The sequence below is a fragment of the Arthrobacter vasquezii genome, from assembly GCF_029455255.1.
GTDB classification, from domain to species: domain Bacteria; phylum Actinomycetota; class Actinomycetes; order Actinomycetales; family Micrococcaceae; genus Arthrobacter_D; species Arthrobacter_D parietis.
Map to the genome: position 1 here is coordinate 1 of NZ_JAROKN010000001.1, position 19974 is coordinate 19974.

18 protein-coding genes are annotated in these 19974 nt (G+C 65.1%); 6 read left to right on the forward strand and 12 right to left on the reverse strand.

The annotated features are described in order from the left end of the window. Window positions 1–1241 (forward strand): ATP-binding protein (locus P4U43_RS00005; RefSeq protein ID WP_277356882.1); only part of this gene is annotated, 1241 nt, incomplete at its 5' end. A gap of 2 nt (window positions 1242–1243) precedes the next feature. Continuing rightward, window positions 1244–1924, forward strand: a complete 681-nt coding sequence (locus P4U43_RS00010) for a GntR family transcriptional regulator (RefSeq protein WP_277356883.1) — start codon at window positions 1244–1246, stop codon at window positions 1922–1924. Here the strand turns inward: P4U43_RS00010 and P4U43_RS00015 are convergent. Continuing rightward, window positions 1914–2786 (reverse strand): universal stress protein, encoded by an 873-nt coding sequence (locus P4U43_RS00015; protein ID WP_277356884.1) that lies wholly within the window; start codon window positions 2784–2786, stop codon window positions 1914–1916. The two genes, P4U43_RS00010 and P4U43_RS00015, sit on opposite strands and share 11 nt — an antisense overlap. Then, a complete protein-coding gene (locus tag P4U43_RS00020) occupies window positions 2783–3838 on the reverse strand; it encodes an NAD(P)-dependent alcohol dehydrogenase (protein WP_277356885.1) in 1056 nt (351 codons plus the stop codon). The genes P4U43_RS00015 and P4U43_RS00020 overlap by 4 nt, the downstream gene beginning before the upstream one ends. Window positions 3839–4038: 200 nt before the next feature. Between P4U43_RS00020 and P4U43_RS00025 the strand changes: the two genes are divergently transcribed. Beyond that, on the forward strand, window positions 4039–4263 hold the full coding sequence (locus P4U43_RS00025; RefSeq protein ID WP_277356886.1) for a hypothetical protein: 225 nt from the start codon (window positions 4039–4041) through the stop codon (window positions 4261–4263). A gap of 94 nt (window positions 4264–4357) precedes the next feature. Here the strand turns inward: P4U43_RS00025 and P4U43_RS00030 are convergent, their stop codons facing one another. The 3 genes from P4U43_RS00030 to P4U43_RS00040 form a co-directional block, all read right to left on the reverse strand. Next, window positions 4358–5158, reverse strand: coding sequence for a putative hydro-lyase (locus P4U43_RS00030; RefSeq protein ID WP_277356887.1), 801 nt, complete (start codon window positions 5156–5158; stop codon window positions 4358–4360). Further along, window positions 5155–6375: an NRAMP family divalent metal transporter gene (locus tag P4U43_RS00035; RefSeq protein WP_277356888.1), complete on the reverse strand. Its 1221-nt coding sequence runs from the start codon at window positions 6373–6375 to the stop codon at window positions 5155–5157. The genes P4U43_RS00030 and P4U43_RS00035 overlap by 4 nt, the downstream gene beginning before the upstream one ends. A 139-nt stretch (window positions 6376–6514) precedes the next feature. Next, window positions 6515–8401 (reverse strand): LuxR C-terminal-related transcriptional regulator, encoded by a 1887-nt coding sequence (locus tag P4U43_RS00040; RefSeq protein ID WP_277356889.1) that lies wholly within the window; start codon window positions 8399–8401, stop codon window positions 6515–6517. 189 nt (window positions 8402–8590) lie between these two features. Between P4U43_RS00040 and P4U43_RS00045 the strand changes: the two genes are divergently transcribed. Next, window positions 8591–9628, forward strand: coding sequence for an ATP-dependent 6-phosphofructokinase (locus tag P4U43_RS00045; protein WP_277356890.1), 1038 nt, complete (start codon window positions 8591–8593; stop codon window positions 9626–9628). Between the two features lie 108 nt (window positions 9629–9736). Here the strand turns inward: P4U43_RS00045 and dhaK are convergent, their stop codons facing one another. The 4 genes from dhaK to P4U43_RS00065 are packed head-to-tail and all read right to left on the reverse strand — an operon-like array spanning window position 9737 to window position 13106. Further along, window positions 9737–10732 (reverse strand): dihydroxyacetone kinase subunit DhaK, encoded by a 996-nt coding sequence (dhaK, locus tag P4U43_RS00050; protein WP_277356891.1) that lies wholly within the window; start codon window positions 10730–10732, stop codon window positions 9737–9739. 52 nt (window positions 10733–10784) lie between these two features. Beyond that, complete coding sequence (gene dhaL, locus P4U43_RS00055) at window positions 10785–11423, reverse strand: dihydroxyacetone kinase subunit DhaL (RefSeq protein ID WP_277356892.1); 639 nt, start codon at window positions 11421–11423, stop codon at window positions 10785–10787. After that, a complete protein-coding gene (locus P4U43_RS00060) occupies window positions 11420–12241 on the reverse strand; it encodes an HAD-IA family hydrolase (protein WP_277356893.1) in 822 nt (273 codons plus the stop codon). Before P4U43_RS00060 ends, dhaL begins: the two co-directional genes overlap by 4 nt. Window position 12242: 1 nt before the next feature. Beyond that, window positions 12243–13106 carry a class II fructose-bisphosphate aldolase gene (locus tag P4U43_RS00065; RefSeq protein WP_056549123.1) on the reverse strand — a complete coding sequence of 288 codons (864 nt, stop codon included), beginning with the start codon at window positions 13104–13106 and terminating at the stop codon, window positions 12243–12245. 169 nt (window positions 13107–13275) lie between these two features. Here P4U43_RS00065 and P4U43_RS00070 point away from each other — a divergent pair, with 169 nt between their 5' ends. Beyond that, the gene (locus P4U43_RS00070; RefSeq protein ID WP_056549125.1) at window positions 13276–13695 is read left to right on the forward strand and encodes a GlcG/HbpS family heme-binding protein; all 420 of its coding nucleotides are present in this window, start codon (window positions 13276–13278) and stop codon (window positions 13693–13695) included. 7 nt (window positions 13696–13702) lie between these two features. Here P4U43_RS00070 and P4U43_RS00075 read toward each other — a convergent pair whose 3' ends face one another. Together P4U43_RS00075 and P4U43_RS00080 are read right to left on the reverse strand one after the other, a co-directional pair. Beyond that, window positions 13703–15508, reverse strand: coding sequence for a glycoside hydrolase family 15 protein (locus P4U43_RS00075; RefSeq protein WP_277356894.1), 1806 nt, complete (start codon window positions 15506–15508; stop codon window positions 13703–13705). Between the two features lie 69 nt (window positions 15509–15577). After that, window positions 15578–16948: a glucose-6-phosphate dehydrogenase gene (locus tag P4U43_RS00080; protein ID WP_277356895.1), complete on the reverse strand. Its 1371-nt coding sequence runs from the start codon at window positions 16946–16948 to the stop codon at window positions 15578–15580. A gap of 99 nt (window positions 16949–17047) precedes the next feature. Between P4U43_RS00080 and P4U43_RS00085 the strand changes: the two genes are divergently transcribed. Beyond that, window positions 17048–18685 (forward strand): ABC-F family ATP-binding cassette domain-containing protein, encoded by a 1638-nt coding sequence (locus tag P4U43_RS00085; protein WP_277356896.1) that lies wholly within the window; start codon window positions 17048–17050, stop codon window positions 18683–18685. Window positions 18686–18690: 5 nt separating this feature from the next. Here P4U43_RS00085 and P4U43_RS00090 read toward each other — a convergent pair whose 3' ends face one another. Further along, window positions 18691–19896, reverse strand: a complete 1206-nt coding sequence (locus P4U43_RS00090; RefSeq protein WP_277356897.1) for a hypothetical protein — start codon at window positions 19894–19896, stop codon at window positions 18691–18693. Window positions 19897–19974 lie beyond the last annotated feature (78 nt).

Here is a 19974-nt window from a genome sequence, read left to right on the forward strand (position 1 = left end):
TCAAGATCGCCCACCGGCTCGAGGACATCGACGATGCCTTCGACTCCGCCGTCCGCGAGGCCACCGTGGCGTTCGGCCGCGGCGAGTGCTTCGTCGAGCGGTTCCTCGACAAGCCGCGCCACGTCGAAGCCCAGGTGCTGGCGGATACGCACGGGAACGTCGTCGTTGTCGGCACCCGCGATTGTTCGCTGCAGCGGCGCAACCAGAAGCTTGTGGAGGAAGCACCCGCGCCGTTCCTCACCGAGGACCAGCGCAGCCGCATTCACGAATCCGCCCGCGCCATCTGCCGCGAAGCCGGGTACACCGGTGCAGGAACAGTCGAGTACCTCGTGGCGCCAGACGGCGTGATCTCCTTCCTCGAGGTCAATACCCGCCTGCAGGTGGAGCACCCGGTGACCGAGGAGACATCCGGGATCGACCTCGTGCGTGAGCAGTTCCGCATCGCCGCCGGCCTGCCCGTGTCCATCACCGAGGACCCTGTACCGCACGGCCACGCCATCGAATTCCGGCTCAACGCCGAAGACGCCGGCCGCGGGTTCCTGCCCTCCCCCGGGCCGGTCGACGTCTTCGAGGCCCCCACCGGCGCCGGGATCCGCGTAGACACCGGCGTCCGTTCCGGCTCCAGCGTTCCGGCCGAATACGACTCCCTCATGGCCAAGCTGATCGTCCTCGGCGCGGACCGCGCGCAAGCCCTGCGCCGTGCGCGGACCGCCCTGGACGAGCTCCGGATCGAAGGGCTCCCCACGGTGGTCCCGTTCCACCGTGCGGTTGTCCGCGATCCGGACTTCACCCAGACCGACCGCCTCGGCGTCTACACCACGTGGATCGAGTCCGAGTTCACCGGGCGCCTCGCTGCCTCGCTCGACAGCGGGCTCACTGGCCCCGTTGCCCGCCGGGAGACGCTCACGGTGGAGCTCGACGGTAAGGCCGTTCAACTAGGCCTGCCGGCGCAGGTGTTCGCTGCGCTGATGAGCGGCGGAAGCACCGCCGTCGTTCCTCCTTCCGGTGTGGAGGAGAAGACAGCGGACGACGGCGCCATCACCGCCCCGATGGGCGGCAACCTCGTGAAATGGCTGGCCGACGACGGCGCCCAGGTGAGCGCGGACCAGCCCGTCGTGGTGGTGGAGGCAATGAAGATGGAGACCGTGGTCTCTGCATCGTCCGCCGGCACTTTCCGGCGCGGCGCGCAGGAGCCGGGTGCCGCCGTCGTACGTGGTGAGGTGTTGGGTACGGTTGAGTAGCCATGAATACTGCAACGGATACGACAACCGCAGCTGAGCACGCCCATACGACGGCGTGGATTGCTTCGGTGCTGCGAGCGCGGATTGCGGCGGGGCAGCTGACCCCGGGCTCGAAGTTGTCGGAGCAGGCGCTGTCGGAGTCGCTGGGGGTTTCGCGGAATACGTTGCGGCAGGCGTTCGCAACGCTCGCGGGTGAGTCGATCGTGACGCGCATCCCGAACCGGGGCGTTTTCGTGGCAGCGCCCGGTGCGGAGGAAGTGCGCGAAATCTACCGGGTCCGGCGGACTATTGAACCTTCGGCCGTGCTCTGGGGCCGGCCCACTCCTGCACAGCTCGATGCGATGGACGCCATCATCCGGAAGGCCAAAGCTGCACGTGATGCCGGCTCCGTTCGCGACATGGCCAACGCGAACCAGGCGTTCCACGAGGCTGTCGTCAGCCTGACCGGCAGCGAATTGCTGCGGGAACTGATGGACAAGGTCCTGGCGGAGATGCGGCTGGTGTTCCATGCCATGTCCGCGGCGCCCGATTTTCACACGCACTACGTGGACCGCAATGCGGCGCTCGTTGAGCAGTTGCGCGCCGGCGAGAACGAGCGTGCAGCCGCTGACCTGCGGGCCTACCTCGACGCCGCCGAAGCCGAGCTGCTGGGGCACCTCGAGGGCGAGGCCCCTAACCGGTGATCACCATAACGGGGCACTGCGGATCCAGCAGAAGCTTGTGGGTGACGGACCCCAACTGGATTCCCGACCTCGCCCCACGGCCATGCCGCCCGATGACAAGGAGGGAGGCGCCCGAGGCGCGGTGCTTCAATGCTTCGTCAGGAGCCCGCTCCTGATCGGTCACCCTGGAGATCCGCACCTCCGGATAGCTGGCGCGCAGGGCATCGAGCATGTCCGCGAGTTCCTGGGAAGCAGCATCACCGGTTGGACCGTCGTCGGCGGTTTCCGTGCCTTTCGATGAAGTGACGACCGTCAGCGCGTGACCAGAACGGTCTGCTTCAACGACGGCCACGCGAAGCGCTGCATGGGACTCGGGCGAGCCATCGACGCCCACAACTACTCCCCCGCTGCCGCCGTCAAGAGCCTGCGCATCACGGGGAAGGACCACGACGGGACATGCGCTTCCCAGCGCAACCTGATGGCCGACCGATCCCAGGTACTCCCCGGTCCGTCGGTCTACCCGGTCAGCCCCTACGACCACGAGTGCCGCGTTCTCCGCGATACCCAGCAATGCGTCGACGATTTCACCGCAGTGAACGGTTGAGGCGAACCGAACATCCGGGTACTCCAGCTCCGCGCGTGCTTCCTCGTCATCCATCAACTGCCGCGCCGCGTCCACCAGGCTGCGGTAGGGTGTCCCTCCCGCAGCCACCGGCAGGACGAGTGACGGGTCAGGAATCGCATGCACCAGGGTGACGGATTGACCGGTGCGCCGGGCGCGCTCGGCTGACCACCGTAGAATAGCCGGCCCCCTTTCCCCGTCCCGGAATGCGACGACGATGCGGCGCGACGGAGGGTGAGCGGATCCCACAGCACCACTCACCGTCCGGGTTCCTGCTGTTCGGGCACGATGACTGCGCGGCCGCGGATAGTGCCGGCCCGCAGCCGTTCATATGCGACGGGCGCATCGGAAAGGCTGAAAGTCTCAATCTCCACGGAGATCTTTCCTGCCCGCGCCAGCTGCACCACTTCCATCAGTTCGGACCGCGATCCCCAGTAGGGAGCCCGTGCAGCGGCATCCCACGGCGTGGAAAAGAATCCGACATCCACCGTTCCGACGCCGACGCCGACAATTGCAATTTCACCGCCGACACTCACCACTTGTGATGCAAAGGCCGTTGTCGCCGGTGCTCCCACAAAGTCGAAGACCGCCGTTGCGCCCCGGCCGCCGGTCAGAGCCCGGATCTGCCTCTCCGCCTCCTCACCCGGCACAAACGCTTGGTCAGCGCCGACTTCGAGGGCGAGATCCAGCTTCGGCTCTGACTGGTCAAGGGCAATGATGGTGCTCGCCGTCAGCGTGCGCAGAATTTGGATGGCTACATGGCCCAGTCCGCCGACACCGATGACCACTGCGGTCGACCCGGGGACCAGGGTCGGCAGGGACTGCTTGATGGCGTGGTACGGGGTCAATCCTGCGTCGGTCAGGGACACACTGGCAACAGGGTCCAGGTCTCCGAGCGGCACAAGATGACGAGGATCGTCAATAAGCAGATACTCCGCCATCGCCCCCGGCGCACCCAGACCGGGAGGCCTGATTTCGAGCTCTGCCGCTACCTCACAGTAATTCTCCTTGCCCTGCGCGCAGGTGTAGCAGCGTCCGCACCCCCACGGCCCGTAGACCAGCATCGGCTCGCCGACGGTAAGGCCTTTCACCCCGTCGCCCCAGGATTCAACGACGCCGGCTCCCTCGTGACCCAGCGTAAGAGGCAGCCCATAGATGTACTGATCCTCGGGCAGGTCCATGATGAACTGGTCCGAATGGCACACGCCCGCGGCCGTGACGCGCAGAAGCACCTGCCCAGGCCCGGGCACCGGCGTCTCGACCTCGACAACCTCCGGCGCGGCACCCACAGCACGGTACTGGAGCGCCCTCACGAGTACTCCTCCACAAGCCGGGGTGGGTCGGGGTCTCCCATGACATACCTCCTGGGTCAGCGCGTCGATTGCAGCGGTTGACCCCAGTGTGCCCTCTCCGGGCGCCCCGCGGTAGAGCCCTGTGCCCGTTCCATAAAATAGGGTGACCAGATGGATCGCTGCACAGCGACGAATGAACCAAGACCGGGCGGTGACCTGTGATGAAGACAATAAAGGCCAGAAAGTGGAGCGACCTGACGCCCGCGCAGCAACGAGCGGTTCTGACCGCTGCGTCGGTGCAGTTGTCGCTCGCGGCTACCGCGTGGGTTGACCTAGCCAGGCGGCCCGAGAGCCAGGTCAACGGACGTAAGAGCCTGTGGGCGGTAGGGATTGGCCTCAACTTTCTGGCACCAATCCTGTACTTCAGCCGGGGAATCCGCCGCTGAAGCGCGCCACCCCCTGGAACTTTTGCGCAGGTCCAGTGGCTTCGATGGGGTCGGAAGCCACTAGACCTGCACAAAAGTTCCCTGAACTCGGGGCTTACGGCACCAGGTAGTCGCTGTCCCTCGCGTCGGTGATCAGCATATGCCCGGGTGCGTGGCCGATGGCCAGCGGCGGACGGGACTGCATCACTGCCGCCTGCGGGGTCACGCCGCACGCCCAGAACACCGGCAGGTGTCCGTCGGGGATCTGGACAGCCTCACCGAAGTCGGGGGCGCCAAGGTCAGCAATGCCAAGCTCCTCCGGATTGCCCACGTGCACCGGCGCACCGTGAACAGCCGGGTAGCGGGACGTGATCCGGACGGCGTCGGCCACTTGTGCCGCCGGGACAGGGCGCATCGAGACCACCAGCGGGCCGGACATGGCGCCGGCGGGAGCGCACTGCCGGTTTGTCCGGTACATCGGCACGTTGACGCCCTGGTCGATGTGCGCAATCCGGACGCCGCCGTCCTGCAGCGCAGCTTCGAAAGTGAAGGAACAGCCGATCAGGAACGTAACGAGGTCCTCGCGCCAGTAACGCCCGATGTCGGTTGGCTCGTCGACCTTTTCGCCGTTCCGGTACACCGTGTACTTCGGGACGTCGGTTCGGATGTCTCCGCCTGCCAGCAGCGGTCCCGCGGTCTGTCCCGGCTCGAGCACGCCCAGAATGGGGCAGGACTTCGGGTTGCGCTGGGCAAAGAGGAGCAGGTCGAAGGCCTGCTCACGCGGGATGGCCAGCACGTTGGCCTGCGCGTAACCGCGGGACCAGCCCGACGTCGGTACCACCAGTCCGTTGCGGAAGGCCTCCCGCGCTTCGGCCGGCGTGGCGGCGGCGCGGTCTTCCGGGCTCCAGCTGATCATGCGGACCACAGCTGCGCGAGCCCCATGATCGAGGTCCAGCCGAGGAAGAGCGTGAGCAGCCAGGTCACCACACCGACGATCAGCAGCCACTTCGGATAGTTGTAGCCGTTCATGAGGTCGCGACGGCGCCAGGCTACCCACAGGAGCACACCGAACCCGACCGGCAGGATCAGACCGTTGAACGCTCCGGCGAAGATCAGCAGCTGCTGCGGTGCCTGCCCGAGGAAGAGATAGACCGTGGCGCAGACCACGATGAAGGCGACGGTGATGAGGTTTCGCTTGCGCTCAGGGGTCTTCGAGGAGGTGATGAAGGAAACCGAGGTGAACGAGGCGCCGATCACGGAGGTGATGGCAGCGGCCCAGAGGACGATGCCGAACACCCGCATTCCGATCTCACCGGCCGCGGCGCCGAAGGCTTCGGCTGCCATGTTGTTGCTGCTCAGGACGGTGCCGCCGGCAACCACACCAAGGATCGCAAGGAACAGCAGTACCCGCATGACGCCGGTGACAATAATGCCGATCACCGAGCTTCGCGTGATCTGCTGAACGTGTTCAATTCCGGTGGCCCCGGAGTCGAGCATGCGGTGGGCGCCGGCGTAGGTGATGTAGCCGCCAACGGTGCCGCCGACCAGCGTGGTGATGATGAGGAAGTCGATCTCCTCGGGCAGGAACGTATTTTTCAGCGCGTCACCCAGCGGCGGAGCCGCAACGATGGCTACGTAGATCATCAGCAGGATCATGATGGCGCCGAGAAGAACCACAATGCGGTCCAGCGCCAGGCCCGCCCGCTTGCTGACGAAGATCAGAATGGCGATGACGGCGGAAATGGCGCCGCCGATCTTCGGGTCAACGCCGAGCATCGCGTTGGCGCCAAGGCCCGTTCCCGCGATGTTGCCGATGTTGAAGACCACACCGCCGAGGAAGACCAGGCCCGCAAGGAACCAGCCGACGCCGGGAACCACCCGGTTGCCGAGCTCCTGCGCCCGCAGCCCGGAAACTCCGATGACCCGCCAGACGTTCATTTGCACTGCAATGTCGATGAGGATGGACGCCAGGATGGCGAAGGCGAACGCCGCGCCGAGCTGTGCGGTGAAGACCGTTGTCTGGGTGATGAAGCCGGGGCCGATGGCGCTGGTCGCCATCAGGAACATCGCGCCCAGCAGGGCTGAGCGCCGAGCTGAGGAGCTCAGATTGAGTTTGGTGCTGCCTTCTGCCATGGGGTCCGTCCGTACGTCGGGGTGACTAGCGTCACAATTATCGTCCCGAGGAACGATACAGGTTGTTGAACAATATTGGCAAGAGATTGTTCAACAACTTCTCATCATTGCTTCCGGTCCAGCCCGGCCGGCTCGCAACTCACCCGTCGAACTGGAGCAAAGAGTCGGCGGTCCGCCCGCTCATCCCCACGAGCATGGTCCGGTTGCGGGCACCGGTCTTGCGGAGAATAGAGCCGACGTGCTTCTCCACTGTCTTCACCGAGATCTGAAGTTCACGCGCGATCTGCTTGTCCGCCATTCCACGGATCACCATCGCGCAGACCTCCCGTTCGCGGGTGGTCAGATTGTCCGTCTCCTTCTCCCCGGACGAGTCCAGCAGACGATCAAACACGTCCCCTTCCAGCAACGCCTGCCCCTGCCCAGCCGCCACAATGGTCCGGGCAATCGATTCGCCGCCGGCACGGCGGTTGATGAATCCGCGCACGCCCACCTGCTTCGCCGAGCGCACCTGATCGACGGTCGGGTTATCGGTCAGCACCACGACGACGGCGTCAGGACCCAGTTCCCTCATCCTGCCGACCAGCGCGGTGTTCGCGTGCACCATGTCCAGGTCCATCAGCACGACATCGGGATGGAGCAGTTCATACGCTTCCAGCAGCTGGTCCGCCGAGTGGACCTCGGCTCCGACCTGGATGGCAGGCTCAGCGATGCCGAGCAGCCTCACCAGCCCGGCGCTCACTACGGGGGCGTCGTGGGCAATGAGGATCCGCCACCGCGGCTCCTGCACTGCCCGACGGCCAGGAGCGGCATGCGGCAGGACCGCCTTGACCGTTGTTCCCCATCCCGGAACGCTGTCGATCTGCAGGGTTCCGCCGAGATGGATGGCCCGCGATGTCATGCCGTGCAGGCCAAGGCAACTGGTGGGCAGCGCCGAGTGGTCACCGTGCGCAGCGGCCGGGTCAAATCCCCGCCCGTTGTCTTCAATCACCACGGCCAGGGAACCGCCGTCGTATATCAGCCCGACGCGCACACTCGCAGCACGCGAGTGGAGGACGACATTATTCAGGGCTTCCTGCACGATCTTGAACGCCTGATGCTCAACCTCTGGGGCAAGCGGCAGCTGGTCCCCGATGATGGTCAACCGGGTGGCTGCACCGGACATCGCTTCCGCCCACACCAGTTCCCCGCGGATGGCCTCCTCCAACGATTTACCAGCCAACGACGCCGGTCCCAGCCCCAGTGCCGTCCGGCGCGTTTCAGCCAGCGCATCGTGGGCGACGGTTTTCGCCGTGCTGATATGGGCGGAGGCTTTCCGGATGTCAGTGCCCGAGCCTTCGCTCACCCCGGCCAGGGCCTTGTCCGCATCATCAAGGCTGAGCAACAGTGCTGCGAGTGATCGGCCGAGGGTTTCATGCACGTCCCGCACCGCGCGTTCACGTTCTGCTGCTACAGCGGCCTCGCGTTCCCGGGTGGCCGCCTGGGCATGGAGATCGTAGTTCCCTAGGGCAATGGCGGCGTGACCCGCGAACAGTTCCGCCAGGCGGGCCTCATCCCGTGTGAAGGTGCGGCTGCTGTCGGGACTGAAAAGGATGAACGCGCCGACGATCTGCTCATCCCACTGCAGCGGGACACCGATCACCGCACAGTTCCACCGTGGATCATTGGCAGCGATGTGGCCGCGCTCAATTTCAGAATACGCTCCCAGCACCACAGTTGAGCGGCTGCCGACCACCCTGCCGGTAAGCCCCTCCGAAAGCGAGAAGGTCTGCCCTTCCTGACAGCCGACGCCGATGTCCACCTTCTTGGTGTACGTACCTTTGGCCTCGTCGACGAGCGCGATGGAGCCGGACTCGCAGTGGAGAAGGGAGGTGGCATGGACGAGGATCCGCTGGAGGAGCGTCTGGATCTCGAACCGTCCGGCGAGGTCCCTGGCGATTCCGATCATGGGATCAAGTTCCTCGGGAAAACCGGTCATTCGGTGCGATCCGCCGTACAGCGTAACGGGGTTCTGCGCGACTAGGTCCATGACGTCCTCTCTGACGCTCGGTTCTCACGTAACGGGTGGCACCCTGCGGGTATTCCCTCATGGCAACGTTCGGGTTAATCCTCATTTTGCCGGAACGGCGCAAGTGGTTGGGTTGAAGGGTGGAGCGGACTCGTTCTGCACCTCATCAAACGCCATCGAGGAGACACACACGATGATGTGGAACGCTCAATGAGCCGCATCGGCATCCTGACCAGTGGCGGAGACTGCCCCGGACTCAACGCGGTGATCCGCGCCTGCGTGCTGCGTGGCAGCCGGGATCACGGACAGGAGTTCGTGGGCATCCTGGACGGGTGGCGGGGATTGGTGGATGCCGATTTCATCGATCTCGACTGGATGAGCGTGCGTGGGCTGGCCAAGCTGGGCGGCACCATCCTCGGGACCTCACGGACGAGCCCGTTCGGCGAGCGCGGTGAGGACGGCGGAGCTGCCCATATCAAGGCGAACCTGCGCTCGGCGGGCGTCGACGCGCTCATTGTGATCGGCGGCGAGGGCACGCTGGCCGCCGCCCAGATCCTTAGCCGGCACGGGGTCCGGATTGTCGGGGTGCCGAAGACCATCGACAATGACCTGTCCGCTACCGACTACTCGTTCGGCTTTCACACGGCGGTCGAGATTGCCACCGAGGCCATCGACCGGCTGAAGACGACGGGGGAATCGCACCACCGCTGCATGATCGCCGAGGTCATGGGCCGGCATGCCGGGTGGATTGCGTTGCATGCGGGTATCGCCACCAGCGCCCACGCAATCCTGATCCCTGAACAGGAAGCCACGCTCGACCAGATCTGTGCCTGGGTGCGTACGCCGTTCGAGCGCGGCCGCACTCCCCTGGTGGTGGTCGCCGAGGGATTCGTCTCCGCGGAGATGACCCAGCCGCATTCGGAGCGTGGGCTGGATGCTTTCAACCGGCCGCGGTTGGGCGGCATCGGCGAACGGCTTGCTCCGATTATCGAGGAACGGACCGGTATCGAAACGCGGTCCACCACCCTCGGGCACATCCAGCGCGGCGGGGCTCCGAGCGGAGCTGACCGGGTCCTTGCCACCCGCCTTGGCCGGGCCGCTGTGGACGCCGCCCAGAACGGGGAATGGGGCACCATGGTCGCCAGCCGGGGAACAGAGATTGTGCGGGTGAGCCTGGAAGAGTCAGTCGGGCGCCTCAAGACGGTTCCGCAGGAGCGCTACGACGAAGCGTCATTCCTTTTCGGCTGATCAGCAGCACGGAGGGGAAGCAGCGGGGCGGGAACCGGCACCAAAACAGAAACACAGCAGAGCCCGTCCGGTGGGGGTTGGACGGGCCCTGCTGTGGCTTTCAGCTGGTCAGAACACGCGGATGGGGATCTCCGCGGGGTCGTTCAGGAGCCCTTCGATTTCGTCGTCGAGCTTGACCAGGGTGATGGAGGCACCGGCCATGTCCAGGGAGGTGCAGTATTCACCGACGTAGCTGCGGCCCACCGTGATGCCCTGCTCAGCGAGCCGTTTGTGGGCCTGGCCGTAGAGCAGGTAGAGCTCGCTGATGGGCGTGCCGCCGAGGCCGTTGACCATGAGGGCAACGCGGTCGCCGTCTCCGAACGGAAGATCCTTGACCACGGGGGTGAGTAGTTCATCGACGATCTCGTTGGCAGGCATCATCTTGGCCCGACGGCGTCCCGGCTCGCCGTGGATGCCCACGCCCATCTCGATCTCATCCTCGCCGAGCTCAAAGAGCGGACTGCCCTTGGCGGGAGGTGTGCAGGCAGTGAGCGCCACACCCATGGTCCGGGTGACGGAGTTGACCTTTTCACCGATGCGGATGACCTCGTCGAGATCCGCTCCGCGCTCGGCAGCAGCGGCGACGGCCTTGATGACGAAGAAGTTGCCGGCCACGCCGCGACGGCCGATCGTATAGGTGGAGTCCTCCACCGATACGTCGTCGTTGATGAACAGGGTCTTGACGTTGATGCCTTCGGCGGAGGACATTTCCTGGGCCATTTCGAAGACCATCTTGTCACCGGTGTAGTTGTTGACGAGCAGCAGGACGCCCTTGGGTGAGGCGAGCATCTTGGTGGTCTCATACACGTAATCGAACGGGGGTGCGGCGAAGACGTCGCCCGGGCACGCGGCGTCGAGCATTCCCTTTCCGACGATCATCACGTGCGCCGGTTCGTGGCCGGAGCCGGAGCCCTGGACAATCGAGACCTTGTTCTCGTCCGGGCCGTCGGCGCGCATGATGAGGTTGTACTCGGGCACATACTTCAGGGTGTCCGGGTTGGCCAGTGCAAGGCCTTCGAGCATCTCTGGAACAAACTGCTGCGGATCATTGACGAACTTCTTCATGGGGGCTCCACATCGTTGTGCTGGTTGGGGAAAAGGGGTGTGACGAAAGAAATCAGCGGTTCGACCACTCGGAGACAATGCGCTCGATGATGATGGCAACCGCCACTGCACCGGCATCCGGTGAACCGATGCTGCGCTCGCCGCTGTAGCTGGCACGGCCGCGCCTGGCCTCGAGCTTGCTCGTGGCGTCGGCGCATTCGCGGGCGGTCTTCGCAAAGGCAGCGCGCGCCTCCGCGGCCCCTGCACCGGACTGGATCTGCCGCTCGAGTTCATCGGTGGCCGGCACCAGTGCGTCGAGCAGCGTCTTGTCGCCCAGGTCGGCATTACCACGTGCCTTGATCCCATCGGTCGCTGCCCGGAGCATTGCCACGGCTGCAGTGCCGTCAATGGTGTCGAGGCTCTTGGCTGTCATTGATGCGCGCAGGAACGCCGTGCCCCAGAGCGGCCCGGAGGTTCCGCCGATCCGGCTGGAGATGGCGACAGCCACCTGTTGCAGGAAGGTGGCGACGTCGTCGCGCTTGAGGTTGTCCCAGTCAGCAAGGACCTTCTCGAAGCCGCGCGCCAGCGAGTAGCCGAGGTCGCCGTCGCCGACGACAGCGTCAAGGTCACCGAACTCCTTTTCCTGGTCCACTGCCGTCTGGGCAAGAGTACGGACAACGTATTCGACGTCCGCGAGATCTGTGGCGGTCATGATTTCTCCGTAGGGGTCGAAGCGGTGGTGGAGGGTGCTGACGGTGCCGGGCGGTCGAGGATGTCCTGCAGGACGGCCAGCGAGACGGCATCCGGTACGTCAAGGCCGAGCGGGTTCTGCAACACCGCGGTGGGTTCGCCGTTATCCGGATCGCCGAGGGAGGAGACAACCAGCGAAGCGCCGCTGAAATCCTCCTCTTTTGTATAGCCGCTGACCGTGACGACGGTCCGCAGCCCTGCCGCCAGCGCGGCCAGCATTCCGTTGCGGCTGTCCTCGATGACGACGGCGTCATCCGGTTGCAGGCCCAGGTCACCGAGCGCTACCAGATAAATGTCCGGCGCCGGCTTCTTGTGCGGCACGATGTCACCTGCAAACACGGAGAAGTGGGCGGCGAGTTCCGGACCGACCGCATGGCCGAGTACGGCGCGCACGGCAGGTTCGGCAGAGGTGGATGCCACCGCAAGGGTCCAGCCGGCGTCGTGCGCTTCAGCGACGATGCGCCCAATTCCGGGCCGTCCCGGCATCGCGCCGCTTTCAACCAGTCCCTTGTAGATGTCGGTCTTGCGCTTGTGCCAGTCGCGGATCGCCTGGTCCACAGCGGCGTCGTTAGTCAGTCCGAGCGAAGCGGCCAGCTCCTCGGTCAGGATGCTCCGCATCCGCTCCTTGCCGCCGCCGATCTTCACCTTTTGCGCGTACTCCTCCGAGGTCCACTGCACCGGAACGTTGAAGTCGGTGAAGGTCTGGTTGAAGGCAGGCAGGTGACCGTGCTGCTCAGTGTCGGCCAGGACGCCGTCGCAATCAAAGATGAGCGCCGGCATCCTAATGTCCGGCCTTTCCTGCGCTGCCGAACTGGTCCGCGAGCTGTGTCACCATGGCCACGACGTCACCGCGTGTGTGCTTGAACAGTGACGGCGGATCCCACTTGTTGTTCTGCTCAGCCTGCTTCAGGAAGGACAACGAGGACTGCATGTACGTTTCCTTGAGCGCCGTCGAGATGTTCACCTTGGCGCAGCCGCGGGCAATGAGGTCGGCGAACTGTTCCGGGCTCAGTCCGCTTCCGCCGTGGAGCGCAATGGGAATGTTCCGGGCCTCGACGATCTGGGTGACCCGCTCGACGTCGAGCACCGGAGCTGCCTTGTAGGAGCCGTGTGCGTTGCCGATCGAGGGAGCAAACACGTCAATGCCGGTGGCGTCGATGAACGCGAGCGCGGTCTCCAGGCTCTGCTGCTGCGACACTTCATCGGAGCCGTGATCGTCCTCGACGCCGGTGATGGACTCGATCTCCCCCTCGACCTGCGCGCCGTAGCTGCGGGCTTCGGCGACCACGTCGATGGTCTGGCGCTGGTTCTCCTCGACCGGCAGCTCGGAGGCGTCGAAGAGCACGGAGTTCCAGCCGGCTTTCAGGCACTCCGTCACGACCTCCCGGTCCGGGCAGTGGTCCAGGTGAAGGGTCACCGGTACCTCGATGCCGCGGGTCAATGACTGCCACATGTCGAACAGCACCCGCGACCCGATACTGCGCACGGTTTTGACCGAGGTCTGCAGGATGACCGGCGAGCGGGCTTCAACCGCGCCTGCCAGTACAGCCTCCATGGTCAGGTCATTGAAAATGTTGATTGCAGGAACGCCGTAGCGGGACTCAAACGCCGGATCAACGATGTCTTTCAGGGGAACAACGCCCACAACACATACCTCCTGAGTAGGGTTCAAACTCCACAGTAGGGGTGCGTACCGCACACCGGAATGGGGGGTTACCCACCCCTCGCCTTGCGGGTAATCACCACCTCGTCAGGACCGCCCAGGGCGTGCTTAGGTTGCTCAATCACCCCCCCCCCTACCGACAGGAAACACCATGGCAACTGGAAGCGTGCTTGAGACAGTCACCGCCGAGGAAGCGCGCCGCGTCATTGATGCCGCGGCCGCCAAGGCAACGGAAATCGGGCAGCCGATGGACATTGCCGTCGTCGACGCCGGCGGCAACCTGAAAGCCCATGTCCGCATGGACGGCGCCAACATCGGCAGCATCACCATTGCCATCAACAAGGCCTACACGGCAATCGCCTTCCAGTGCGAGACCGGTGACCTGCAGGGGCTCACCCGGCCGGACGGCCCGATCTACGGATTGAATGACGCCCACGGCGGCCGGCTGGTGGTGTTCCCCGGCGGCATTCCCCTGGTACGCAACGGTGACATTGTGGGCGCCGTCGGTGTCTCAACCGGAACCATCGAGCAGGACCAGGAGGTTGCGGAGGCCGGGGTCGCTGCGTTCTGAGCGGGGCTCAGGCCTGTGCTGCCTGTGCGTCTTCTGACTGGGTGATAGCCCAGGCCGCGTTGATGAGGCCGATATGGGACAGACCCTGCGGGAAGTTCCCGATCAGGGCGCCGCTCCTGATGTCGATCTCCTCCGAAAGAAGGCCGAGGTCGTTTGCGTATCCGGTCACTTCGTCGAAGATTTTTCTGGCGCGTTCCGGTTGGCCTGCCATCGCCCATCCGCTGGCCAACCAATAGGAACACATGATGAAGGCACCTTCATCACCTGAGCCTGTCCATCGTTGGATCAGGTTCCCGGTGGCAAGTTCGCGCTCCATCGCGTCCAGGGTTGCCAGGATTCTGCTGTCGTCAGGCGGGAGGAAGGCCATGATCGGCATCAGGAGCACACCGGCGTCGAGATGGTCCGAGCCAAAGGCGCCTGTGAATGCGTTGACCGTGCTGTCCCACCCCTGGTCGAGGATGGCGGCGTGGATGCTTTCCCGTTCACGCTCCCACTCCGGCACCTTCTGAGCGGCACCGAGACGGTCAGCCAGTTTCAGCGCGCGGTCCAACGCCACCCAGCACATCAGTTTCGAGGTGACGTAGTCCCGTGTTCCTTCACGGCCTTCCCAGATTCCCGAATCGTTCTCCCGCCAGGTCTGGGCAGCCCTGTCCGCAACGGCGATCAGGAACTCCCGGGTCTCGGAAGGGAATTCGCCGAGCTGGTCCCGCAGGATCCAGGCACACTCGAAGACCTCACCGAGGACGTCAAGCTGCTTCTGGTCCCAGGCGTCATTGCCGACACGGACCGGCCGGGATCCGGCATAACCGGCCAGGTGGTCCAGTTCGCGCTCGGTGAGGTCATGCTCGCCGCCCACGCCGAACATGATGCTCAGGTGCCCGTCGCGTAGCACTCCGGCAGAAGTGGTGATCCAGTCGAAGAAATCCTGCGCCTCGTCCGGACACGCTGCCACCCACAGCGCCTTGAGCGTGAGGCTGCCGTCACGCAGCCAACCGTAGCGGTAGTCCCAGTTGGCGGTACTGCCCGGCTCTTCCGGCAGGGAGGTGGTGGGTGCCGCGACGACCGCGCCGGTCGGACTATAGGTGAGTGCCTGGAGCACCAGCGCGCTGCGGTGCACCTGCTCGCGGTAGGCACCCCGGTAGCTCTGGTGCATGTCGCTCCAGGACCGCCACGCTGCAATGGTGTTGTCCAGCTCAGCGGCGCCGTCGACCGCCGGTTGCGCAGCGGCCACTGCGCCGTGGTGACGGAGCGCGAAAACAGCGGCTTCCCCTTTCGACAGCCGGTAGGTACCGCCGAGAGATCCGTCGGCGGCAGTGAGGTTCAACCCGGCGGTCAACGTGAGGCGGTCGGCGCCGCCGCTGATGACCCACCCGGTTGCGGTTTGCGTGCAATGAGGAGTGATCAGTCCGTACTCCGGCCGCGCAGCAAGATCGACCGCCAGTTCAACGGTTCCCCGTGTTACCTCGACCCGGCGAAGCAGCATATGCGGGGAGTTGTGCCCGATTTCGTGGCCGCGCTCCCCTGGCCCCAGGGCCAGCGCGTCCGTCAGCAGAACGGTTCCATCCCCGCACTCGAACTCGGTCTCGAGGACCATGGTCCCGGGAAGGTACCGGCGCGTTGCCGTGAAGGTGCCCGTCGGGCGGATAGTCCAATGTCCGGCGTCGGGATCCAGCAGGCGCCCAAACACGCTGGGGGCGTCGAAGCGCGGAGGGCACCACCAGTCGACGGAACCGTCCCGTGAGGAAAGTGCGGATCCCTGGCAATCTGCCAGCAGTCCATAGTCTGCTATCGCGGCCGCTTCGCCATTCGGCATGTGCACAGAGGAACTCCTTCGCTTGTTATTTACCGAAACCCTGCCCGCGGGTCAGAATCGGTCCGGTCACTAGGGGCGAGGCCACTGTGGACCGTTTGAACCTGCCTCGTATTCATCCAGCGGCACCTCACCGCCCGCCCACGCCTCGCGCACCGAATCGACAATCCGCCAGCCTTCTTCAGCAGCGGCACCGTCCAGGGCGAGTATCGCATCCTCATCGAGCATTCCGCGCAGGACTTCCCCATAGGGATTCAGGTCCCCGGGTCCCACGTCTGCCGACAGGTGCGTCCGCTGAAGTTCCAGGGGGTGCCCGGATCCGTTCACGTTGATTCCCAGATCCACGCTGCCGTCGCCAAGGTTCAGGCGCAGCACGTTGGGCCGGTTCTTTCCGTTCAGCCGCTCGGGCAGGTGCGGTACCTCGCGGAAGGTCACGATCACTTCCTGGCGCGGCTGTCCGATCGCCTTGCCGGAACGCAGGGTGAAGGGCACTCCCGCCCAACGCCGGTTCGTCGCCTCGACATCGAGCTCGGCGAGGGTTTCGGTGTTGCGCTCGGGATCCACACCGTCTTCCTCGGCGTAGGCCGGCAGTTCCCGTTCGCCAACGGTGCCGGCCGTGTAGCGGGCACGCCTGCTCGCCGTCCGCGGGTCATTCCGCCACAGGTGAATCGAGCGGAGCGCCTGGACTTTGGCGGCGTGAAAATCCGCAGCGTCAAGCTCGGCCGGCGGCTCCATGACAATCAGCGCCATGATCTGCAGCAGATGGCTCTGGAGCATGTCCACCATGGCTCCGGCCTTGTCGTAGTAGCCGCCGCGGCCTTCGAGCCCGAGTTGCTCGTCATACACGATCTCCACCCGCGCAATATGGTCCCGGTTCCAGAGTGGCTCAAATACCCGGTTGGCAAGGCGCAACCCGAGGATGTTGAGGACTGTTGACTCGCCCATAAAGTGGTCCACCCGGAAGACCTGCGACTCCGGAACCACACCGGCGACCAGTTCATTCAGCTCGGTTGCACTCCTGCGGTCGTTGCCGAAGGGTTTTTCGAGCGCCAGCACGGTGCCCTCCGGCAGCTGTGCATCCTGTAGGGCCTTCACTGCAGTGGCCGTTACGCCCGGCGGCAGTGCGAAGTAGATGATCGGCTTGCCGTGTGCTTCCCGGACGAGCCCGGCGAGTTCCTCGGGAGAGGAGTAATCCACGGCAAGGTAGCGCGACGTGGACAGGACATGGTCAACGGCAGCGCCATGGGCGTCCACGGTGGAGAAGGCTTCACGCACTGTGCTGCGCCATTGGTCATCGCTCCACTGCTTACGTCCTGAACCCAGCAGCATGACCCGCCGTTCCGGTTCCTCCGTGAGCAGCTTTCCCAGCCCTGGTAGGAGCAGGCGGGCTGCCAGGTCTCCAGTTCCCCCAAGGATGATGAGCGTGGATCCCGAATCGGTCATGCCTGTTCCTCCAGAGGGGGGCGTTGGATACTGACCTGTCCAGTCTGCACCCTCTGCCTGAAACACGGCTTACTGCCCTCCAACTTCTACACTGAATCAATGACTGCAACCCTCGTGGCCAAGGCGCTTTCCGGCGGCCACGCCCACCGCACCCTCTTCTCCAACCTGGACCTCACCGTCACCGAGGGCGACGTCGTCGGAGTGGTGGGAGCCAACGGCGCCGGGAAGTCGACGCTGCTCCGGCTGCTCGCCGGCGTAGATGAGCCGATCGCAGGCTCCGTGATGTGCGCGCCGAAGGACGCCTTCGTCGGCTGGCTCCCGCAGGAACACGAGCGCACCGCCGGTGAGACGGTCGAGCAGTACATTGCCCGCCGGACCGGCGCCACTGCCGCCACCCAGGCGATGGAAGCCGCAGCAGAGGAGCTCGGCACCGACGTCAAGGGCGCCGATGACCGCTACTCGGCGGCCCTTGAACACTGGCTCGCCTCGGGAGCAGCAGATCTGGAAGACCGGCTCCCAGCGGTTCTGGCCGACGTCGCGCCGGGTGTTGGACAGCACGCGCTGGTCACCGGGCTCTCCGGCGGCCAGCTCGCCCGGGTTGCCCTCGCCGCGCTGCTGCTGAGCCGGTTCGACGTCGTCCTTCTTGATGAGCCCACCAATGACCTGGACCTCGACGGACTGGCCCGGCTGGAAGCGTTCATGCGCAACCTGCGCGGCGGGGCGGTGCTCGTTTCCCATGACCGTGAGTTCCTTGCCCGCTGCGTCACCACCGTGGTGGAGCTTGACCTCGCGCAGAACCAGGTGGCGGTGTACGACGGCGGTTACGACGCCTACCTTGAAGAACGCGCCGTCGCGAAACGGCACGCGCGCGAGGCGTACGAGGAATACGCCGACAAGAAGCAGGACCTCGTCTCACGCGCCCGCACCCAGCGCGAGTGGAGCTCGCAGGGCGTCCGGAATGCGATGAAGAAGAGCCCGGACAATGACAAGATCCGCCGCCGCGCCAGCACCGAGTCCTCAGAGAAGCAGGCACAAAAGGTCCGGCAGATGGAATCGCGGATCGCTCGGCTGGACGAGGTGCAGGAGCCGCGCAAGGAATGGCAGCTGCAGTTCAGCATCGGTTCGGCGCCGCGCTCCAGCTCAGTGGTGGCAACGCTGAACAGCGCCGTGGCGCGTCAGGGAGACTTCACCCTTGGTCCGGTGTCGGTGCAGCTCCACGCCGGCGAACGCATCGGCATCACCGGCCCCAACGGAGCGGGAAAGTCCACCCTGCTGCGTCTCCTGCTGGGTCATCAAGACCCCGACGACGGCGCAGCCTCACTGGGTGCCAACGTCGCCGTCGGCGAAATCGACCAGGCGCGCGGACAGCTTGCCGAGGACGAAACGCTTGCTGCAGCCTTCGAAGCGGCCGTACCGGAGTTGGCGCAGGCCGAGGTGCGCACCCTGCTCGCCAAGTTCGGCCTCAAGGCCGACCAGACCGGGGCACTCGTCGGCAACCTCTCCCCCGGCGAGCGCACCCGGGCCGGACTTGCGCTGCTGCAGGCACGCGGGGTGAACCTGCTGGTGCTCGACGAACCCACTAACCATCTCGACCTACCGGCCATCGAGCAGCTCGAGGAAGCACTCGAGGACTACACGGGTGCGCTGCTGCTGGTCACCCATGACCGCCGGATGCTTGAGAACGTGCGGCTGGATGCCCGGTGGGAGGTCAGTGCAGGACAGGTCCGGGTGCTGTAGCCGAACTACGCCGGAACCTTGGGATCCTCCAGAGCCTCATCGCGTGCCTTGAACTTCGCCGCGACCTTCTTCACCACCAGGTAGGGAAGCCAGCAGAGCGGCTGGTAGGCGAGGGCGGCCAGGAGAAAGCTCGTGCTCAGCTCCAGCTCCACCCCTGGGCGGCTCGGGATCAGCACCACTATAGCGCTGACGAGCACGCCGCCCGAATAGATGAACATGTAGGGCCAGCGAAGGTAGCTGCGGAGGAAGTAGAAGAAGGCGAACCCGAAAGCGATAACGCAGATGAAGCTGACCAGTGGGTTGCCGGGATCGAGGTATCCCCACTCCGCGGCGAGCTGCTGGACGAACAGAGTAGCCATCAGCCAGACGAAAATCAGTCCCATCGAGATCCAGGTCCGCCCCGAGTGCCGGGCGCGCCTGTCCTTCAACTCGGGGTCCTTAGCCTCTTCCTCACGGCGGATCGCTTTGTCGAGTGCTATCCACTGGGCACCCAGTTCTTGTTCATCCGCCAGCCAGCCCTCCGAGAAGGTGTAGGGAATGAGGTCGGCCGCAGCGTTGAGATGCTTCAGCCGGTCAGCGTCAGTGAGGACCTGTGTGTCGTGCCGGAAGAGGAACCGGGGAGTGTAGTGAAGCGGAATGCCTGCGCCGGCGAAGTAGCTCAGCCACCGGTCAACACCCTCATCCTTGTGCGACGAGAAGGGCACGCTCAGCAATTCCTGGCGGCCGTCGTCGTCGTACCGGATATACAGGACCGGAGCGGTCTCGATGATAGGGGTCGCTGTGCGGGGTGTCGTTGTCCGGCGAACAATCGCGAAGGAAACCACCACGGAGGTCACGGCATCGAGCGGGATGGTGCGGCGGCGGGGCGCCTCACCGACTGCACTCTTCGCGCCGCCCTTCATGAACGGCGTGCGCCATTCCTCCGATTCAATGCGGTCGGTGAAGAGGGTGGCGCGCGGAAGGTGTGAGTAGTGCCAACGCAGCTTGCGGGAGTGCCCGAAAGCCTTGACCGCCATCCACGCTCCCCCCGCGACCACCGGCAGGAGAAGCAGGAGCCACAGGTTCCTATAGACGGCGAGCAACACCAGCGGCCCGACGGCGAACGCCACCCCGAGCAGCACACCCACGAACAGGACAATCACGCCGAAAGTGCGCCAGAAAAGGTCCGGTGGAGCAAGTCTGTGCGCGTGAACCAGGCCTGGCCGTGTCATGTATCCCATCCCCCTGAGCAATCAACGGGGCGATTCGCCCTTCAGCATCCTAGTTGCCTTCGGGAACGAAAGCAGAGT

Coding starts and splice junctions, on each gene's coding strand:
- dhaK (WP_277356891.1), bottom strand. CDS start 10,732: ATGAAGAAGTTCGTCAATGATCCGCAGCAGTTTGTTCCAGAGATGCTC.
- P4U43_RS00070 (WP_056549125.1), top strand. CDS start 13,276: ATGGCAACTGGAAGCGTGCTTGAGACAGTCACCGCCGAGGAAGCGCGC.
- P4U43_RS00080 (WP_277356895.1), bottom strand. CDS start 16,948: ATGACCGATTCGGGATCCACGCTCATCATCCTTGGGGGAACTGGAGAC.
- P4U43_RS00060 (WP_277356893.1), bottom strand. CDS start 12,241: ATGCCGGCGCTCATCTTTGATTGCGACGGCGTCCTGGCCGACACTGAG.
- dhaL (WP_277356892.1), bottom strand. CDS start 11,423: ATGACCGCCACAGATCTCGCGGACGTCGAATACGTTGTCCGTACTCTT.
- P4U43_RS00075 (WP_277356894.1), bottom strand. CDS start 15,508: ATGCCGAATGGCGAAGCGGCCGCGATAGCAGACTATGGACTGCTGGCA.
- P4U43_RS00035 (WP_277356888.1), bottom strand. CDS start 6,375: ATGGCAGAAGGCAGCACCAAACTCAATCTGAGCTCCTCAGCTCGGCGC.
- P4U43_RS00030 (WP_277356887.1), bottom strand. CDS start 5,158: ATGATCAGCTGGAGCCCGGAAGACCGCGCCGCCGCCACGCCGGCCGAA.
- P4U43_RS00045 (WP_277356890.1), top strand. CDS start 8,591: ATGAGCCGCATCGGCATCCTGACCAGTGGCGGAGACTGCCCCGGACTC.
- P4U43_RS00085 (WP_277356896.1), top strand. CDS start 17,048: ATGACTGCAACCCTCGTGGCCAAGGCGCTTTCCGGCGGCCACGCCCAC.
- P4U43_RS00040 (WP_277356889.1), bottom strand. CDS start 8,401: ATGGACCTAGTCGCGCAGAACCCCGTTACGCTGTACGGCGGATCGCAC.
- P4U43_RS00010 (WP_277356883.1), top strand. CDS start 1,244: ATGAATACTGCAACGGATACGACAACCGCAGCTGAGCACGCCCATACG.
- P4U43_RS00025 (WP_277356886.1), top strand. CDS start 4,039: ATGAAGACAATAAAGGCCAGAAAGTGGAGCGACCTGACGCCCGCGCAG.
- P4U43_RS00090 (WP_277356897.1), bottom strand. CDS start 19,896: ATGACACGGCCAGGCCTGGTTCACGCGCACAGACTTGCTCCACCGGAC.